The organism is Flavobacterium sp. 90, from assembly GCF_004339525.1.
In the GTDB taxonomy this organism is placed as follows: Bacteria; Bacteroidota; Bacteroidia; order Flavobacteriales; family Flavobacteriaceae; genus Flavobacterium.
The window spans coordinates 6,283,272-6,299,067 of sequence record NZ_SMGE01000001.1 but is presented as its reverse complement, the minus strand read 5'-3'; the positions used below and the strand labels follow the sequence as shown (position 1 = coordinate 6,299,067).

Below are 15,796 nucleotides of genomic sequence, written 5' to 3'. Positions count from 1 at the left end.
TAATATGTTTTATTGTTATTTAAAGATCATATGAAACATCAGATAATTTCAAATCGTCAATATCATTATAATGTACTTTTTGAACAATAGTTCCTTTGTGAATCACAACAATACTTGGATTAGCTCTCTCAACTGTTTTTAAAGCCGTTGCATCACAGAAATAGAAATCAATATCTAAGTTGTATTGTTTTTTAGCTTTTGCAATTTCATCAGCTCCGGAAGCTGTCATTGCAATTACTTTGTATCCTTTTGCTTTAGCTTCTTTTGTTAAACCTTCTAGTTTTTTCATTCCGTCAGGATTAGACAAAGCCAAATCATAGGTGATATAAACTAGTAATTTAGGTTCTTTTAATAATTCTGCTTTATAGTCAGAATCTTCTTTTACCATCGTAAAGTCATGAATTGGCGGAATATAACCTTCTGTAATTACTTTGTCTTTACGATCAACAAATGTAGCGCCTTCAGGGATATTTCCAAGATCTTTTTCGGTAAATTCTTTATCAACACCATTTACTTTGTAGATGAAAATCATTTCAACTACAGATTTTGGAGCGCCTTCCGGAATTTCCATTCCTTTTTCGATGTTTGTTCCAACTTTATAAGGACGGAAATCTTTTATAGGATTATGATTTAATACCCAAACTGCCATGAAAACACATAAAATGATAGCAAGAAGCGTAAGCAGATTAGTTACCATTTTCGAAAATAAAGGTTTTACTAATTTTTTATTGATGAATAAAATCACAATAAAGAATAGTAAAACAATATCTTTTGTAAACGATTGCCAAGGTGTTAAATGTAAAGCATCTCCAAAACATCCACAATCTTTAACTACGTCAAAATAAGCAGAGTAAAAGGTAAGAAATGTAAAGAAAACAATCAATAATAATAAAGCCCAAATCGTAAGTTTTGATTTATAACCAACTAAAAGCATTACACCCAAAACTACTTCCAGAATTACTAAAAAGATCGCTAAACCTAAAGCCAATGGCTCTAGAAAAGGCATATTAAAAACCGGTTCGCTGAAATATTCGGCTAATTTATAAGAGAAACCAACCGGATCATTCAGTTTAATTAATCCTGAAATTATAAATAATACTCCGACAAATAATCTTGAGAATTGAGTAATGATGTTTTTCATGAGAAATCTATTTGGGATTTATTTTTTGCCAGGAATTTCACGAATTAATTTATGGTAATTTGTGAAATTCGCGGCTTATTTTTTATTTGATTGGTTCAAGGATTAGTGCAAAAACAGAATAATTAATCATATCCTGATAATTGGCATCAATACCTTCAGAAACTAAAGTTTTACCTTTATTATCTTCAATTTGCTTTACGCGAAGTAATTTTTGCAGAATCAAATCAGTTAAGGAACTTACACGCATATCACGCCATGCTTCGCCATAATCGTGATTTTTGGCTTCCATTAACTCTTTGGTTAATTTAACTTTAGCATCGTACAATTCAGTTGCTTGTTCTACGCTTAAATCAGGCTGATCTACAACTCCTAATTCTAACTGAATCAAAGCCATAATCGAATAATTGATGATTCCGATGAATTCTCCTTTTTCATCTTCGTCAATTTTACGAATTTCGTTTTCTTGTAAACTTCTGATTCTTTGTGCTTTTATGAATATCTGATCAGTCAGCGATGGAAGTCTTAAAATTCTCCATGCACTACCGTAATCTTTCATTTTATTGATAAATAAAGTTCGGCAAACCGTAATTACATTATCAAATTCAAGGGAAGTATTCTTCATTTATTGCTGTATATTTGCTTAAATTTCTTCAAAAATAGGGATAATATTAAAGAGTTTCAAGTTTAAGGATTTCTTTGTTTCAAGTTTTTTCTAAACGAATTGTTAATGGAACAACTTGGAACTTTAAAAAGTTTCAAGTTTCAGGTTTCAAGTTCTGAAACTTACGCAATTTACGTCAACCTGAAACTTTAAACAAAAAATAACAAAACATATGTTAATCAACTGCAAAGGCCAACTGATAGATTTATCGATTCCTAAAGTAATGGGAATCTTAAACGTTACACCAAATTCTTTCTTTGATGGCGGAAAATATAAAAACGAAGAAGAAATTATCTCACAAGTAGAAAAAATGCTTTCTGAAGGCGCTACATTTATAGATATTGGAGCTTATTCAAGCAAACCAAGCGCCGAGTTTGTTACGGAACAAGAAGAAATCGAACGAATTGTTCCTGCAATTGAATTGATTTTAAAGCATTTTCCGGAAACATTATTGTCAATCGATACTTTTAGAGCCGAAGTTGCAAAAGCAAGTGTAGAAAGTGGTGCAGCGATTATAAACGATATTGCAGCGGGAGAATTAGATGATAAAATGTTTGAGGTAATTGCAAAATATAATGTTCCATATATCATGATGCACATGCGTGGAAACCCGCAAACGATGCAAAGTCTAACCGAATATGATGATATTGTGAAAGAAATGCTGTTCTATTTTTCAGAGAAAGTTAAAAAGGCGAGAAGTCTCGGAATCAATGATTTGATTTTAGATCCAGGTTTTGGATTTGCCAAAACGACCGATCAGAATTATGAAGTTTTACAAAAAATGGAACTTTTTAATTTGCTGGAATTACCAGTTTTAGCTGGAATTTCTCGAAAATCAATGATTTATAAAACGCTTGATATTACGCCACAAGAAGCTTTAAACGGAACAACATTTCTAAATACAATTGCTTTGATAAAAGGTGCAAAAATCCTCCGTGTTCATGATGTAAAAGAAGCAGTGGAATGTGTTACTTTGTTTGAGAAATTAAATATTTAACGACAGATTTGTCATTCCGAGGAACGAGGAGTCCCCGCAAGAAACTCTGCAAACAAAAGAAAATCTTTGTCGATTTTTATTGCGAAGGACGGATTGAAATCCATCCCTACAATATGATTTGTTTCTACGAAACGCTTTATGTAGGATCTAATAAAATATAAATATGAAATACTTTAGCTTAATAATTATTCTTTTTTTGTTTTCCTGCGAAGAAAAAAAAGACGTTTTACTTCCAAAATCTAACGTTACAATTGTAAAAGACGTACAAGATCATTCGCCAATCTATATCTTTTTTAAAACAGAAGGAAAAGATACAATTGCCGATGTAAATAGAAAAAACAGCATTATTTCGACCAATTGGATTTTTAATATAGACAAACGTTTGCCTTTAAGATTAGTAATTCCGGAAGTAATAAAACTTCAGGAAAAAAAGCGAGCTGAAAAAGCACATAAAAACGAAAAAGCTGAAAATTATTATGCTTACGCAGATTCTATCGGAAAAAATATGGCCTTTTTACCTTTCACGAAAGTGTATTATAAAATGGAAAAACCGAATAGAGAAAATTTTGTCTTTTATTTTAGAAAAGGAAAAGAGCAAGTTTTGATGGGAAATATGGAAATAAAAAAATCAGAAATATTACAGCATTTTTATAGTCTAAAATTTGAAAAAGTACCAAATGTTGTATTTTTATTTGACGAGGACATGAGTTACGAAGAATATATCCAGAATAAAATTTTACTGCAAAAATATGTATCTCACAATCTCGATAAACTTCCAGTAGAATTCATTTTCTAAACAATTTTACGATTAACCGATTCAACAAATGAACGATTAAATACTATTGATGATGATAAGGTTCATTCCTTAAAATCGTAAAACCGCGGTACAATTGTTCGATAAAAAAAAGGCGAACCATTTGGTGTGAAAACGTCATTAGCGAAAGCGAAATTTTGCCTTGCGCTTTGCTATAAACGGTATCAGAGAATCCGTAAGGACCTCCAATTACAAAAACAAGAGTTTTGATTCCGGAATTCATTTTCTTTTGTAATTCTTCAGAAAAACCAACGCTGGAGAAATTTTTTCCGTTTTCATCCAATAAAATCAATTGATCTGTTGGCGTTAATTTGGATAAAATCAATTCGCCTTCTTTTTCTTTTTGCTGGCTTTCAGATAAGTTCTTTACGTTTTTGATATCCGGAATAATCTCCAAATCAAATTTGATGTAAAACGATAAACGCTTTGTATAATCGTCAATCAAAGTTTGAAGCGATTTATTATCTGTTTTGCCAATGGCGATAAGTTTGATATTCATTATGTTTGTTTTTTTGCCGCGAATTACACGAATTTGCACGAATTTTAAAATATAAAATAAATACAAATTATTGTGAATAATTTTTTGTTTTTACAAGAGTTGGTCAAGCCAAGTTTCTCTTTCTTTCACTACTCCAAGATTTTTATGATACCTTAAACCTGAAGTTTCAGCAGTAGCATTTTGTTCTGCTAATTCAGCATACAAATTTGCGAGCTCCTTATTTCCGTTGAATTTGTTTATGATTGATAAAATAGAATTTACTTTATACTTTTCAATTGGAAATAATAGTTTAGGTTGTCTCTCCAATAAAATCTTTTCAACTTTTCTAAAACTTGAGGTCTCATTGGTTTTAATGATTAATTCAGAATAATCTAGATAGGCGTGAGTTTGTACATTTGGATAAACAATTTCAAAGTCGAGCGTTTTTTTATAGTAGTAAATAGCTGTTTTTTCTTCTTCAAGTTCTCTGTAAATATTTCCAAGTGTATGAAGTGCAGAACCTTTATTAAAGTTGTCATCTGGATATTCTGTCAACATTTTGTTAAGCAATGTTTCAGCAATTTTTAAAAGTTTTTTATCTTTAGTAGCTACTAACTCAATAGCTTGGATTTTTAGGTATTGTGCTCGACCATCCTTTCTCGCACGTGAAAGTTTTGCAAAGAACTCTTCTTCGTCAGTTTTTGTCCAAGTTTTTCTTCTATACCAATCTAGCATTATTATATTTTATTTAAATAAAAGAATCTGTGTTCACTCGTTCAATCCGTAAAAATCTGTAGGCTATTTTCTATTTATAAAAACAGTTTCGAAATGCTCAACAACAGGAAACGGTTCGTAATAAAGATGTAAAATCTTTTTCCATTCCAGATAAGCTTCAGAATTTCTAAAACCTATTGTATGATCTTCAAGCGTATTCCAATCTACCAATAAAAGATACTTGTTTTCGACTTCCAGACATTTCTCTAAGCGATGACCTAAATAACCATCAATCGACGAAATGTATTGACTTGCTTTTGCAAAATCAACCTCAAATTGAGTTGCCAAATTTGGTTTTACATAAAGAAAAGCGGCTTCTAGAATCATAGTGTAAAATTGTCAAACCTAACAGGTTTTTAAAACCTGTTAGGTTTTGTTAGTTCGTAGAAAATTTATCTTCAAAAGTTTTAAATCTTGCATCTAAATCCTTTAATAATTGTTTTTTAACTGATGCATCCTGAATGAAACTATAATTTATGCTGTTGTAAACATATTGTTTTATAGTTGCGTATGAAACGTCAGGATATCTTTTGGCCAATAAAACATATTGCTCCGTCATATTCGTTCTTAAGATTCCGGCGTCGTCTGTACTGATTACAATTGGCACATTAAATTCTTTGTAAAGTGTAAACGGATGTCTGTTTTCTTTTACTTTCAAAATGAATTCATTACTTGTCAAGTTGATCTCAATCGGAATGTTGTTTTTTGCCATATAGCGCAATAGATCGTATGAATTTGCTTCGTAAGCAATATCAACTCCATGACCAATTCTGTTTGCTCCTGCAACATGAATAGCATCGTTTATATGCCAGGTTAAATCTTCGGGTTGAACCAAACCTAAAGTCAATTCTCCCGCATGAAGCGTATATTTTACGTCTGGATATTTTGAGTGACAATATTTGAACATCACCATGTGTAACCAATAATCTTTCATAGAGTTTTCGCCATGTTCCGGAGAAACAATGTTTACACCAGCAACCAATTTGCTGTCGTTTGCCGAAATAAAAGCAATGGTCAGATTTTTGAATAAATCAACAGGATCCATAAAACGAAGGACAAAATTTTGATAACGCATTGTAAAACGGTCGTCGTCGATTTTTAAGTCTTTGTGCAATTTTGCAATAAAATTAGTATTGAAATCTGCAGCATATTTTTTAGCATCTTTTTGCTGAAGTGATTTATACAATTCGTCTAAAAGTTTTAGAACCGCTTTTTCATCTTTTTGAGTTGCTGCCTGACGTAATTTTGTATTGAAATCTGTTAAATCAGAAACATTCATGTCACACGGAATCGTTGATAATTGTGTTTCGATGTAACTTACATTTTCGGCAAGGGCACGTTTTTTTAATTCTAACATTCCTTCGGCAAAATGACCTTGAATGGTAGTTTCGAATTTCATAAAAGAATCAAAAAACAAATCATCAGAAGGTACAGAACCATTATAATCTTTAGCTGACCAGGTTTGCATAACTTGCTGTTGGTAATAGTCCAGTTTTCCTTTTTCTTTAAGTGATGAAAAAGTTTCCCAGTTGCCTTTTGCCGGTTTTGTTTTAGAAACCGCCATAGTTTCCGGATTCAGATAAAAATCTTCTGCAATTGCTCTTTCTAGAAGAGGTTCTGCATAAACTGATCCTGAAAAATGATGGTGTAAATCGCCGCCTTTTGGCATTTGTTGAAAGAAAGCTGTTAAGAGAGCTTCGTTATTTCTGTTCTTTTGTAAATAATTTTCAGCCGTTTGAGAAAAGCCGATTTGTGCTATGAAAATACAGAAAAGTGTAATTATCCTCGTCATACTCTAAGTTTAAATTACATGCAAATATACAAGTTTCTGCGGAGATTTTAAAATTGATTTTCAGTGTGGTGAATTTTTACCGCAAAGTTTTTTTTGTAGAAGACGAATTTTACCGCAAAGTTCGCTAAGATTTTTCGCAAAGAGAGGAAAGTCTTTTCGCTGAGAATAAAGTCGCGGTGAAGTTCGCAAAGGTTAGTGCATTTGGATAAACGTTCCGAAGGAACAAACTATATTGTAGAGATGGATTTTAATCCATCATACGCAATCAAGATCCACAATTTTGTCATTTCTGTAAAGGTTAATTATTTCGGTAACGGATTTATCATTTCGATTGGTTTCTTTCCATCAATACCTTGATGTGGTCTTTCATGATTATAATAATATAGATATTGCAATAATTCTTCTTTTAATTCTTCATGAGAATCAAAATCTGTATCTCTCAATAAATCATCTTCCAGAGTTCTCCAAAAGCGTTCAACTTTACCATTGGTTTGTGGTCTGTATGGTTTTGTATACCTGTGCACAATTCCTAGTTCCATTAGCATTCTCTCAAAAGGATGATTGTTTTTTACTTTGCTTGTTTTAGGTCCAAATTCAGCTCCATTATCAGATAATATCTCTTCAAATTTTATTTCATAATGATCACTTAGGATGTTTAAACATTTCAATGCCGCAAACATAACTGTTAAACTGGTGATATCAGAAACTAATTCAGCCCAGGCAATTCGACTGTAATCATCTATTACACAAACTAAATAGCGATTTTTATTTTCCCCTTTAATTATACTTTTGCTCAAATAATGACAATCAATATGACCAAGTTGTCCCATTCTTTCCTTGATTATTTTTTGATGATTCTTTTTAATCTTCGGAGTTAATCTATTTATTTTATTGCGTTTTAAAATATTATAAACTCCAGAATATGATGGTGTATGCTTTCCTAATTTGGGTCTTAAGATACTAACAATTTCATATTTGTTGTTTCCTTTTTCTCGTAATTCAATTACTTTTTGCTCTATAAAAGGCAAAGGACGTCTGGTTTTATATTTAGGCCCTCTTTTTTGGGGTAATAAATCAATGGATTTCCCACTTTGTTTAAAGCGATTATAATACTTTAAAAAACTCTTTCGGCACGTATTATTTGCTGCATAAAAATCCAGTGCTTTTTTATACAAAGGATGAGTTTTATTTTTTACTTGTTCATATTCTTTTATTAAAAAACGATACTTCTCTAAATAGTTCCGCTCTAAAGTGGAATCCTGACTATTATTTCTCATTGTAACAAAATTTATTAAAGTTAAATTTTGTTACCGAAATATCTAACATCTACAATTTCGATCCCGAAGCTTCGGGATCGAAATGACAAATTAGGCGCAAAAAAAAGACGCACTGCTGTGCGTCTCTACGTTAATATAGGTTAAGACCTCTGAACCTTTGTTGCTCTGTAACTTTGAACCTTTAAAGAACCTTTAAGAAAAAAGCACATCTCGAATTTCTTCTACCTTATCAAAAACACTTTTTGCAAAAGGACAAAGCGGAATAATTTTTACATCGTTTGCTCTGGCATATTCTACGGCTGCCATAACCAGTTTTTTACCAACACCTTTTCCGTTAAAATCAGGACTTACTTCGGTGTGATCGATGATAAATTTTGAATCTCCAGCCCAAGTGTAGGTCATTTTTCCTGCTTCTTTTCCATTTTCAATGGCTTCAAAATAGCCTCTTCTTGTATCGTTTGTTTGTTGAATTTCCATGAATAATTATATTAATGTAGTTTTGATTTCGATTGAATGTGTTAATAGTTTATGAATTGGGCAACTGTTAGCAATCGTTTCTAATCGTTGTCTTTGAGTTTCGTCGACTTCACCAATTACTTCAATTTTACGAGTGAATACTGATACACTTCTTTCAGGATCTCTTTCGAAATCAATTTTGACATTTATTTCTGAAACATCCCATTGTTTGCGATTGATGTACATTCGCAAAGTAATTACCGTGCACGAAGCCAATGATGCTGCTAAAAGTTCGGTTGGATTTAAACCTAAATTTTTTCCGCCTAATTCTTGTGGTTCATCAGAAATTAAAACATTGTCGCTGGCTGATTTTATTTCCGTTCGATACAAACGTGTATCTATTTTTGCTGATATCGTGTCCATATTTATTTAATTCTAGGTTGAGGTAAAGGCACAAATTCAGTTTCGCCCGGAACTTTTGGAAAAGTTTGTTCGGTCCAGTCTTTTTTTGCTTTTTCGATTAGTTCTTTATCTGAGGAAACGAAATTCCAAAAGATAAAATGTTCTTCCGGAAACGGAGTTCCTCCAAAGATATAAACCGTAGAATTTTCAGAAATTTCAAACTCACACAAAGTACTGTCGTTTGTAATCAAAATCTGTTTTGGATCATAAACGTGTTCGCCACTTTTAATACTCCCTTCTAAAATATATAATCCACTTTCGCCGAATAAATCTTTACCAATATTGATTTTTTTAGCTTCGATACTTTTTATTTCTATAAAATATAACGGACTATAAACAGGAACCGGTGATTTTTTTCCGAATGCTTCTCCGGCAATTAATTTATAGGAAACTCCATCTTCTTCCCAAGCGGGAATATCATCTGCTTCGACATGAGTAAAATTTGGCTCCATTTGTTCCAGTTCTTTCGGTAACGCAACCCAAATTTGCAATCCGTGAAGCATTTTATCCGAATGTCTTAAATATTCCGGAGTTCTTTCAGAATGTACGATTCCTTTTCCGGCAGTCATCCAGTTTACGGCGCCAGGTTTTATCTCTAATTCTGTACCTAAACTATCGCGGTGCATAATGCTTCCTTCAAACAAAAAAGTCAGCGTCGAAAGTCCAATATGTGGATGTGGCGGAACATCCATATTCTCGTGATCACTTAAATGTGCAGGTCCCATATGATCGATGAAAACAAAAGGTCCAACAGCTCTTTTTTCACGGAAAGGCAATAAACGACCTACCATAAAATTGCCAATATTGGCGGCACGTTCTTCGATAATTAAACTAATATTTGACATGGTTATTTTGATTTGATTTGAAAACAAAATTACAGTTGTGATAGAAATCTGTAACTTAATTTAGATTAAGAAAACTTGTTTTGAATTATAAAAATAAAGAAAATTGCTGAGTTTATTTTGGAATTATTGGTCTATTTGTTTGATTAACAACAATCCCAATTGAAATAAGCCTTATCAAATCTTTTATTAATTAAATCTTCTTTGTCTATAAAAAAGTTTGCAACTCCACTATCTCCAAACATGATTTCTTCATCAGTATCAATTTGAAGTAACAAGATATCATTTGTTGCATTTTTATAATCTCTTGGATCTGATTGAGTGAAAAAGGCATATCCTCCAATTTTATGACCAATGTTATAAAAGAATTTTTCTAATTCTTCTTTTTGAGACTCACTCAATTTTTCTTGAAAATCTGAATAATCTAAGTCATTAAAAGTATAATCAAATCTAAAATCTTCACTTCCGCCATATTCTTCGTGCTTAGAAAAATTCAAACTATGTTCGCAGTAAACAGGAAAATCTTCATATAATTCTTCTTTTAGAAACTCAAAATTTGTTTGATTATCTTTTATTTCTTCGTGGTATATTATTTTATAATCCTCCATGTCATACCAATCTTCACTTGGAATATAAAATTGCAATATTCCCTTATCAGGGTAGTTTTCTAATGAGGGAATTTCGGAAAAGTTTAATTGCGCCAACAAAATCATTGGTTTTCCTGTCTTGTCTTTCGGATATTCGAATTCAATTGGTAAATATGGTTTTCCTAAAAATTTGCTTTGGGTGAAACTTAAAGTTGTTTCGTTTTGCAATGGTTTTGCATCAATTTTAATAAAGTCTAATTTATATTTTAATAAATCATTTTCAAATTCTTTTAAATAGTCAGGGAATAGCATAGTATGTTTTTGTGTTAAGTTTTTATGTTATAAAATCAGTCAACAAGTTCAAATTCCAAAACTTCACTTTCAGTTCCGTTAATGATAATCGACAATTGGTGAATTCCAGTATGGAAAACTCGCGTTGTAATGAGTTTGAAAGATTGATTTCGATCGACTTTAGTTAATTGATCTGGCTGATAAATTTTCTCGCTGATTTTGAAGACTTTTTTAGCCAAATGGCCTTTTGATTTTTTGTAATGAACGGCATATTCTAAGCGAATTGTTTTTGCTTCTTCATTTTTATTATTTAAGTGAAATTGAAACTGCAAATAATCTCCAATTTTCACGATTGGTGTTTTAATTTCGAAAGAAGAAAGTTCGATATTAGTGCTTTCCAAACCATAATGACTTAGAACTTCCGGATGTCCTTGTTTTAATAAAGTTCGGCAACCGTGTTTTATAATTCCGTCGGTTTCTTTGCTGAAACCTTTCCATTTGCTGGCGATTTCTAGCACAATTTGTGGATTATCTTTTGCAATATCATTTAGATTATTGGCAACGCTTCGGCGAACATATTCTGAAGGATCATTTTTCAGGTTTTCTAAAATGGGAAGTATAGAAGATGGATCTTTTTTTAAAAACGGAATTGCCATTGCCCACGGTAATCTTGGGCGGCTTCCTTCACTTGACAATCGGCGGACGTGATGGTTTTCATGCAACGACCATTTGATCATTTCGTCAATCATTTCTTGTTTGTATTTTAAAACAAAAGGACGAACGGCAAATTCGCAGCTTATAAATTGAGTGATGGAAACAAAGGCTTTCGCCGAAGTTTTAAAATCGTCTAAACCATACATTTCGATATAATCGGCAAAAAATATGAAAGCCAGATTTCCGTCTGTGAAATTGTTTTTCTTGAGATTTTCAATGATTTTATCAATTAAAGCAACTGCTTCGGGAAAATTTTGAGGCATAAACTGATTCAAAACCACAGTGGTATGTTTCATGCGGTCTTTCCATTCTTTTTGAGCAAAATCGCCTTCGTAAATGCTTTCAATAAATTTTTGTTTGTTGAATGTTGGATGCACTTCGGCGACAGCCTGACCAAAATTTTCGTAAAATGTAACCGAGTAAATATCTTTAATTAATCCCATGATTTTGTCTGAATGAACTTCAAAGATATTTAATGTTTCTGAATAAAATGGTGAGATTAGCACCTTATATGTACAATCAAAACTATGTTTCTGTGTATTAGATAATTTTAATATTTTTCTGCCTAATATTTTAATATTTTTTGAGGTTTATAAATTTTTGGCAGTCGTTTAACTTTCAAATGCCCAAAATATGTCCTACTTTAGCATCTTATAAAATTTAAGAAAAATGATTAGCGAAGTACAATTTCAGACAGAATTAGAACTATTGATTAGTAATGCAATTCGCGAAGATGTAGGCACGGGAGATTATAGTTCATTGGCGTGTATTCCGGAAACGGCGCACGGACAAGCTAAATTATTGGTGAAAGATCAGGGAGTTATTGCTGGTGTTGCACTAGCAAAAAAGATTTTTGAATTTGTAGATCCAAAATTAAAAATCAAGACTTTTATTGAAGATGGAACGCATGTAGAATATGGTGATGTGGTTTTTGAAGTTTCGGGAAGTTCTCAGTCTATTTTAAAGTCTGAAAGAGTGGTTTTGAACACGATGCAACGTATGTCTGCAATTGCAACAAAAACAGCACAATATGTGCAGCTTCTTGATGGAACCGGAGCAAAAATTTTAGATACTCGCAAAACGACGCCAAATTTCAGAGCTGCTGAAAAATGGGCTGTTAAAATAGGAGGTGGAGAAAATCACCGTTTTGCACTTTATGATATGGTAATGCTTAAGGATAATCATATTGATTTTGCGGGCGGAATTACGCTTGCAATTAAGAAAACTAAAGAATATTTAACAGCAAATAATCTGGATTTGAAAATTATTGTTGAGGCTAGAAATCTGGATGAAATTCGCGAGATTCTTTTAAGCGACGGTGTTCACAGAATTTTGATCGACAACTTTAATTACGAAGATACTAAAACTGCCGTTGCGTTAATTGGTAAAAAATGCCAAACTGAATCTTCTGGAAATATCAACGAAAAAACGATTCGTGAATATGCTTTATGTGGTGTAAATTATATTTCGTCTGGAGCATTGACGCATTCAGTTTACAACATGGATCTGAGTCTGAAAGCGTTTTAAAAAGTTATGAGTTGTGAGTTATAAATTATGAGTTTGAAATAATCTAAAATCTTAACTCAAAAATCTAAAATTATAAATATGTCTCAAGAGATAGAAGACCGGATTGAAAGAATTCCTGTAATACGTCATTTAGCCCGGTTTTTGAAAAGAATAAAACTGCCTTGGCTGGAAGGTTTTTCGTTGTACGATTTACTCGAAATGTATACTATTGGTATCATTGACGGTGCATTTTCGTATCATGCGAGTGCGGTTTCTTTCAGCTTTTTTATGGCTTTATTTCCTTTTGCGCTGTTTATTTTGAACTTAATTCCGTTTATTCCAATAGAAGGTTTTCAGCAGGATTTTTTGCAGTTTGTGCAACAGGGAGTTCCACCAAATACATATGATGCAATTAGTAAAATTATTAGCGATATTTTAAATAATAGTCATTCAGGATTGCTTTCATCTGGATTTTTGCTTTCTATTTTTTTGATGGCAAATGGTATTAACGGAATTCTAAGTGGTTTTGAATCTTCGAAACACGTTTTTGACAAACGAGGTTGGTTTAGCCAATATTTAGTGGCGCTTGCAATATCGCTTGTTATGACAATTATTTTGTTTATAACGGTGGCAACAATTGTCGTTTTTGAGGTATTTATTCAAAAAACAATCATTCAGGATGTGTTGAGTGATCGTATTCCGCTGATTATTTTAGGAAGATATTTGTTTGTTGTTTTAATGATTTTGATAACATCTTCAATATTATTGCGTTATGGTACAAAACAGTATAATAAAGTGCCTTTTATAAGCATTGGATCTGTTTTTACGACCATCTTAATTGTTATATCTTCGTTCTTTTTTGGGATTTGGGTTATAAAATTCTCAAAATACAACGAACTTTATGGTTCAATTGGTACATTATTGATTCTAATGTTTTATATTTGGATAAACTGTATGATTCTGCTTTTGGGATTTGAATTGAATGCCTCTATCAGAAAATTAAAACAAAAAAAAAATAAATAATATGAAAAATTGGATGTTAACAATTGGTGTTTTCTTTTTAACCTTAGGTACAATTCAGGCCCAAGGCGTTCTTGGGAAATGGAAAACAATTGATGATGAAACAGGTGAAGCAAAATCAGTTGTAGAGATTTATGAGAAATCTGGAAAGCTTTATGGTAAAATCGTAGAAATACTTCGTGCTGATCATAAAAAAGATGCTTGCGTAAAATGTGATGGTGCCGATAAAAACAAGCCAATTTTAGGTTTAGTAATTATTAACGGACTTAAAAAAGACGGTGATGAATATAGCGGAGGAACGATTTTAGATCCTACAAACGGTAAAAAATACAAATGTTATATCGCGTTAGAATCTGCAGATAAACTTAAACTTCGCGGTTATGTTGGGATTTCTATTATGGGAAGAACGCAATACTGGACAAGAGTGAAAAATTAATTTTTTTTGAAAATAAAAAATGCGAAAATTAGCATCGATAATTTTATTTCTGGCAATACTAACCAATAGTTTTGCTCAGTCTAAGAATTCGCCATTACAAATAAGTCATCTTACAGGTGACTTTTATGTTTATAAGACGTTTCATGATTATAAAGGAACATTGATTTCTGCAAATGCCTTGTATCTGGTTACAAATAAGGGAGTTGTTTTGTTTGATGCGCCTTGGGATAAAACACAATTTCAGCCTTTATTAGATAGTATTAAAGCAAAACATCATAAAGAAGTTGTGATGTGTTTTGCGACGCATTCTCACGAAGACAGAGCTGGAGGTTTGGGATTTTATGGTAAAAAAGGAATCAAAACTTATACTATAAAATTAACAGATGAAATTCTTGAAAAAAATAAAGAACCAAGAGCAAAATTCGTGATTCCAAAAGACACAACATTTACGGTTGGACAACATACTTTTGAGGTTTATTATCCCGGAAAAGGTCATGCGTCGGATAATATTGTGGTTTGGTTTAATAAAGAAAAAGTGCTTTATGGAGGTTGTTTTATCAAAAGTACCGAAGCAACAGATTTAGGATATCTGGGTGATTCCGATGTGAAGGAATGGGAGAAATCAATAGGAAAAGTACAGTCAAAATTTAAAAATCCTAAATATATTATTACAGGTCACGACGGTTATAAAGATCTAAATTCTTTAAAACACACACTGAAACTGGTTAAGGAATATAGTGCAGTTTCAGGTAAGTCATCTGGTAAAAAGTAATTTTGTTTTAAAATTAAAACACAACTTGTTTGTCTTTTTATAGTTTCGGTTCTTGTCTTTGTTATCGAAAAATAACTTAATTTTGTTTATATTTGAAATTAATTTAATTGGATTAAAATGACTGTCACTGATAAAAATATACTTGAAAGCTACTCGGATTTATTTGAAGGACTAAGTTTTTCTAATAAATTAGAACTTATCGAGAGGCTTACAAAATCTTTAAAGACTGCAAAGCCCAAAGAGAATAATTTTTATAAATCTTTTGGAGCATTTTCTTCTGAAAAATCTGCGGAAGAAATTATTTCTGAAATTAAATCCAGTAGGCAATTTAAAAATACTGAAATTAAATTTTAATGGGATATTTACTTGATACAAGTATTTCTGTTTTCTTTTTAAGAGGAAAACTAGATCTTGATAAAATGGTAAAAAAAGTTGGTTTGGAGAATTGTTATATTTCTGAAATAACTGTTGCTGAACTACGTTTTGGTGCTGAAAATAGCAATGATCCTGTAAAATCCAACAAAGCCGTAGATATTTTTTTAAAAGGATTAACTATAATCCCAATCTTTGGTTCAATTAAAAGATACGCGATAGAAAAAGTAAGACTTAGAAAAATCGGGAAGCCAATAAATGATGAATTTGATCTTTTAATTGGTGTGACAGCAGTTGAGAATCGGTTAATTCTTGTTACAGATAATACAAAGGATTTTATGCTTTTAAATGGAATTGAAATGGAAAATTGGTTTGAAAGGAATTAAATTTCTTCTTTATAAAAA

20 protein-coding genes are annotated in these 15,796 nt (G+C 31.9%); 8 read left to right on the top strand and 12 right to left on the bottom strand.

Translation table 11 applies throughout. The annotated features are described in order from the left end of the window. Nucleotides 1-19: 19 nt before the first annotated feature. Together C8C83_RS25645 and C8C83_RS25640 are read right to left on the bottom strand one after the other, a co-directional pair. Nucleotides 20-1,141 carry a BT_3928 family protein gene (locus tag C8C83_RS25645; RefSeq protein ID WP_121331348.1) on the bottom strand — a complete coding sequence of 374 codons (1,122 nt, stop codon included), beginning with the start codon at nucleotides 1,139-1,141 and terminating at the stop codon, nucleotides 20-22. Nucleotides 1,142-1,223: 82 nt separating this feature from the next. Continuing rightward, nucleotides 1,224-1,763: a DUF1599 domain-containing protein gene (locus C8C83_RS25640; protein ID WP_121331347.1), complete on the bottom strand. Its 540-nt coding sequence runs from the start codon at nucleotides 1,761-1,763 to the stop codon at nucleotides 1,224-1,226. A gap of 211 nt (nucleotides 1,764-1,974) precedes the next feature. On the opposite strand from C8C83_RS25640, the gene folP reads away from it, so the two are divergent. Both folP and C8C83_RS25630 read left to right on the top strand, forming a co-directional pair. Further along, nucleotides 1,975-2,799 carry a dihydropteroate synthase gene (folP, locus tag C8C83_RS25635; RefSeq protein ID WP_121331346.1) on the top strand — a complete coding sequence of 275 codons (825 nt, stop codon included), beginning with the start codon at nucleotides 1,975-1,977 and terminating at the stop codon, nucleotides 2,797-2,799. Nucleotides 2,800-2,962: 163 nt separating this feature from the next. Next, complete coding sequence (locus tag C8C83_RS25630; protein ID WP_121331345.1) at nucleotides 2,963-3,595, top strand: hypothetical protein; 633 nt, start codon at nucleotides 2,963-2,965, stop codon at nucleotides 3,593-3,595. A gap of 43 nt (nucleotides 3,596-3,638) precedes the next feature. Here the strand turns inward: C8C83_RS25630 and rlmH are convergent, their stop codons facing one another. From rlmH to C8C83_RS25580, 10 genes are all read right to left on the bottom strand, one after another. After that, entirely contained in the window at nucleotides 3,639-4,112 is a 474-nt protein-coding gene (gene rlmH / locus C8C83_RS25625; RefSeq protein WP_029269532.1) for a 23S rRNA (pseudouridine(1915)-N(3))-methyltransferase RlmH, read from the bottom strand. Between the two features lie 90 nt (nucleotides 4,113-4,202). Next, nucleotides 4,203-4,826: a hypothetical protein gene (locus C8C83_RS25620; RefSeq protein ID WP_121331344.1), complete on the bottom strand. Its 624-nt coding sequence runs from the start codon at nucleotides 4,824-4,826 to the stop codon at nucleotides 4,203-4,205. A 63-nt stretch (nucleotides 4,827-4,889) separates the two neighbouring features. Beyond that, nucleotides 4,890-5,192, bottom strand: coding sequence for an antibiotic biosynthesis monooxygenase (locus C8C83_RS25615; RefSeq protein WP_121331343.1), 303 nt, complete (start codon nucleotides 5,190-5,192; stop codon nucleotides 4,890-4,892). 49 nt (nucleotides 5,193-5,241) lie between these two features. Then, nucleotides 5,242-6,657, bottom strand: coding sequence for an adenosine deaminase (locus C8C83_RS25610; protein ID WP_121331342.1), 1,416 nt, complete (start codon nucleotides 6,655-6,657; stop codon nucleotides 5,242-5,244). 302 nt (nucleotides 6,658-6,959) lie between these two features. Then, nucleotides 6,960-7,934 (bottom strand): integrase core domain-containing protein, encoded by a 975-nt coding sequence (locus tag C8C83_RS25605; protein ID WP_121331222.1) that lies wholly within the window; start codon nucleotides 7,932-7,934, stop codon nucleotides 6,960-6,962. Between the two features lie 192 nt (nucleotides 7,935-8,126). After that, the gene (locus C8C83_RS25600; RefSeq protein WP_121331341.1) at nucleotides 8,127-8,411 is read right to left on the bottom strand and encodes a GNAT family N-acetyltransferase; all 285 of its coding nucleotides are present in this window, start codon (nucleotides 8,409-8,411) and stop codon (nucleotides 8,127-8,129) included. Between the two features lie 6 nt (nucleotides 8,412-8,417). Next, nucleotides 8,418-8,813, bottom strand: coding sequence for an OsmC family protein (locus C8C83_RS25595; RefSeq protein ID WP_121331340.1), 396 nt, complete (start codon nucleotides 8,811-8,813; stop codon nucleotides 8,418-8,420). A gap of 2 nt (nucleotides 8,814-8,815) precedes the next feature. After that, on the bottom strand, nucleotides 8,816-9,697 hold the full coding sequence (locus C8C83_RS25590) for a pirin family protein (RefSeq protein ID WP_121331339.1): 882 nt from the start codon (nucleotides 9,695-9,697) through the stop codon (nucleotides 8,816-8,818). A 143-nt stretch (nucleotides 9,698-9,840) separates the two neighbouring features. Further along, nucleotides 9,841-10,593: a DUF1963 domain-containing protein gene (locus C8C83_RS25585; RefSeq protein ID WP_121331338.1), complete on the bottom strand. Its 753-nt coding sequence runs from the start codon at nucleotides 10,591-10,593 to the stop codon at nucleotides 9,841-9,843. A 35-nt stretch (nucleotides 10,594-10,628) separates the two neighbouring features. After that, nucleotides 10,629-11,729 (bottom strand): DNA alkylation repair protein, encoded by a 1,101-nt coding sequence (locus C8C83_RS25580; RefSeq protein ID WP_121331337.1) that lies wholly within the window; start codon nucleotides 11,727-11,729, stop codon nucleotides 10,629-10,631. A gap of 226 nt (nucleotides 11,730-11,955) precedes the next feature. Between C8C83_RS25580 and nadC the strand changes: the two genes are divergently transcribed. From nadC to C8C83_RS25550, 6 genes are all read left to right on the top strand, one after another. After that, complete coding sequence (gene nadC / locus C8C83_RS25575; protein ID WP_099711803.1) at nucleotides 11,956-12,813, top strand: carboxylating nicotinate-nucleotide diphosphorylase; 858 nt, start codon at nucleotides 11,956-11,958, stop codon at nucleotides 12,811-12,813. A gap of 78 nt (nucleotides 12,814-12,891) precedes the next feature. Next, a complete protein-coding gene (locus tag C8C83_RS25570) occupies nucleotides 12,892-13,815 on the top strand; it encodes a YihY/virulence factor BrkB family protein (RefSeq protein WP_132011957.1) in 924 nt (307 codons plus the stop codon). 1 nt (nucleotide 13,816) lies between these two features. Further along, entirely contained in the window at nucleotides 13,817-14,248 is a 432-nt protein-coding gene (locus tag C8C83_RS25565; protein WP_121331336.1) for a DUF2147 domain-containing protein, read from the top strand. A 19-nt stretch (nucleotides 14,249-14,267) separates the two neighbouring features. Beyond that, complete coding sequence (gene bla-B1-FLAV, locus C8C83_RS25560; protein ID WP_121331335.1) at nucleotides 14,268-15,020, top strand: subclass B1 metallo-beta-lactamase; 753 nt, start codon at nucleotides 14,268-14,270, stop codon at nucleotides 15,018-15,020. Between the two features lie 117 nt (nucleotides 15,021-15,137). Next, the gene (locus C8C83_RS25555) at nucleotides 15,138-15,374 is read left to right on the top strand and encodes a hypothetical protein (RefSeq protein ID WP_121331334.1); all 237 of its coding nucleotides are present in this window, start codon (nucleotides 15,138-15,140) and stop codon (nucleotides 15,372-15,374) included. Further along, nucleotides 15,374-15,778: a PIN domain-containing protein gene (locus C8C83_RS25550; RefSeq protein ID WP_121331333.1), complete on the top strand. Its 405-nt coding sequence runs from the start codon at nucleotides 15,374-15,376 to the stop codon at nucleotides 15,776-15,778. Before C8C83_RS25555 ends, C8C83_RS25550 begins: the two co-directional genes overlap by 1 nt. The last annotated feature ends 18 nt before the right edge of the window (nucleotides 15,779-15,796 follow it).

What these genes read in the sequence shown, in the direction of transcription:
- C8C83_RS25645 (WP_121331348.1), bottom strand. Translation starts at nt 1,141, where the DNA reads ATGAAAAACATCATTACTCAATTCTCAAGATTATTTGTCGGAGTATTA.
- C8C83_RS25640 (WP_121331347.1), bottom strand. Translation starts at nt 1,763, where the DNA reads ATGAAGAATACTTCCCTTGAATTTGATAATGTAATTACGGTTTGCCGA.
- folP (WP_121331346.1), top strand. Translation starts at nt 1,975, where the DNA reads ATGTTAATCAACTGCAAAGGCCAACTGATAGATTTATCGATTCCTAAA.
- C8C83_RS25630 (WP_121331345.1), top strand. Translation starts at nt 2,963, where the DNA reads ATGAAATACTTTAGCTTAATAATTATTCTTTTTTTGTTTTCCTGCGAA.
- rlmH (WP_029269532.1), bottom strand. Translation starts at nt 4,112, where the DNA reads ATGAATATCAAACTTATCGCCATTGGCAAAACAGATAATAAATCGCTT.
- C8C83_RS25620 (WP_121331344.1), bottom strand. Translation starts at nt 4,826, where the DNA reads ATGCTAGATTGGTATAGAAGAAAAACTTGGACAAAAACTGACGAAGAA.
- C8C83_RS25615 (WP_121331343.1), bottom strand. Translation starts at nt 5,192, where the DNA reads ATGATTCTAGAAGCCGCTTTTCTTTATGTAAAACCAAATTTGGCAACT.
- C8C83_RS25610 (WP_121331342.1), bottom strand. Translation starts at nt 6,657, where the DNA reads ATGACGAGGATAATTACACTTTTCTGTATTTTCATAGCACAAATCGGC.
- C8C83_RS25605 (WP_121331222.1), bottom strand. Translation starts at nt 7,934, where the DNA reads ATGAGAAATAATAGTCAGGATTCCACTTTAGAGCGGAACTATTTAGAG.
- C8C83_RS25600 (WP_121331341.1), bottom strand. Translation starts at nt 8,411, where the DNA reads ATGGAAATTCAACAAACAAACGATACAAGAAGAGGCTATTTTGAAGCC.
- C8C83_RS25595 (WP_121331340.1), bottom strand. Translation starts at nt 8,813, where the DNA reads ATGGACACGATATCAGCAAAAATAGATACACGTTTGTATCGAACGGAA.
- C8C83_RS25590 (WP_121331339.1), bottom strand. Translation starts at nt 9,697, where the DNA reads ATGTCAAATATTAGTTTAATTATCGAAGAACGTGCCGCCAATATTGGC.
- C8C83_RS25585 (WP_121331338.1), bottom strand. Translation starts at nt 10,593, where the DNA reads ATGCTATTCCCTGACTATTTAAAAGAATTTGAAAATGATTTATTAAAA.
- C8C83_RS25580 (WP_121331337.1), bottom strand. Translation starts at nt 11,729, where the DNA reads ATGGGATTAATTAAAGATATTTACTCGGTTACATTTTACGAAAATTTT.
- nadC (WP_099711803.1), top strand. Translation starts at nt 11,956, where the DNA reads ATGATTAGCGAAGTACAATTTCAGACAGAATTAGAACTATTGATTAGT.
- C8C83_RS25570 (WP_132011957.1), top strand. Translation starts at nt 12,892, where the DNA reads ATGTCTCAAGAGATAGAAGACCGGATTGAAAGAATTCCTGTAATACGT.
- C8C83_RS25565 (WP_121331336.1), top strand. Translation starts at nt 13,817, where the DNA reads ATGAAAAATTGGATGTTAACAATTGGTGTTTTCTTTTTAACCTTAGGT.
- bla-B1-FLAV (WP_121331335.1), top strand. Translation starts at nt 14,268, where the DNA reads ATGCGAAAATTAGCATCGATAATTTTATTTCTGGCAATACTAACCAAT.
- C8C83_RS25555 (WP_121331334.1), top strand. Translation starts at nt 15,138, where the DNA reads ATGACTGTCACTGATAAAAATATACTTGAAAGCTACTCGGATTTATTT.
- C8C83_RS25550 (WP_121331333.1), top strand. Translation starts at nt 15,374, where the DNA reads ATGGGATATTTACTTGATACAAGTATTTCTGTTTTCTTTTTAAGAGGA.